At 76.2% G+C, this 1004-nt stretch carries 1 protein-coding gene; it reads left to right on the forward strand.

Translation table 11 applies throughout. The annotated features are described in order from the left end of the window. Positions 1–1004, forward strand: a 1004-nt coding sequence (locus tag ACFFNX_RS51060; protein ID WP_378213744.1) for an aminotransferase-like domain-containing protein, incomplete at both ends; no start/stop codon positions are given.

Consider the following 1004-nt stretch of genomic DNA (forward strand, 5'->3'; position numbering starts at 1 on the left):
CGCACGACCGTCACCTCGGCCTACGACGCGCTGCGCGCGGACGGGTACGTCGAGAGCCGCCAGGGCGCCGGCACCTGGACCGCGCTGCCGAACGGTACGCCCCTGTCGGCCCGTCATGCGCTCGCCGAGGACCGCACGCTCATCGACCTCGCCTGCGTGGCGCCCGCCGCGCCGCCCGGCTTCGACGAGTGCGTGGCCGCCGCCGTCGCGGAACTGCCGCGCCACACCGGCGGCCCCGGGTACGAGCCGCTCGGCCAGGCCGTCCTGCGCCGGGCGATCGCCGCGCGGTACACCGTGCGCGGGGTCCCCACCCTGCCGGAGCAGATCCTCGTCACCACCGGCGGGCAGCACGCCCTGTGGCTGGTGCTTCAGACCCTCGTCCGCCCCGGTGACCCCGTCCTCGTCGAGTCGCCGACGTATCCGCACGCGCTCGACGCGCTCCGCCGGGCCCGCGCCCGGCTCGTGCCCGTGGGCGTCAACGCGGGCTGGGATCTGGAGTTCATCGCCGGCGGCATGCGGCAGGGCGCGGCCCGGCTCGCGTACCTGATCCCGGACTTCCAGAACCCCACCGGCCGTCTCATGGGCGACGACGACCGCGCGGCGCTCGTGGCCACCGCCCGCGCCACGGGAGCGTACGTGGTGAGCGACGAGACCTTCGCCGAACTGGCCGTCGACGACGTGCCACGCCCGCGGCCGCTCGCCGCGCACGACACCGACGGCCGCGTCATCAGCGTCGGCTCGGTGTCCAAGCTGGTGTGGGGCGGCCTGCGGATCGGCTGGATCCGCGCCGGGCAGGCGCTCGTGCGGCGGCTCGCCGAGGCGCGCGACGCGGTCGACCTGGCCAGCCCGGTGCTCGAACAGCTCATCGTCACCGAGCTGCTCGGCCAGGTCGAACCGATCGTCGCGGCCCGCCGCGCGACCCTGCGGGAACGGCGCGAAGCACTCGTCGCCGCGCTGCGCGAGGAACTGCCCGGCTGGGAGTTCACCGTCCCGCCGGGCGGCCT

The organism is Actinoallomurus acaciae (assembly GCF_042429965.1).
GTDB lineage: Bacteria > Actinomycetota > Actinomycetes > Streptosporangiales > Streptosporangiaceae > Actinoallomurus > Actinoallomurus acaciae.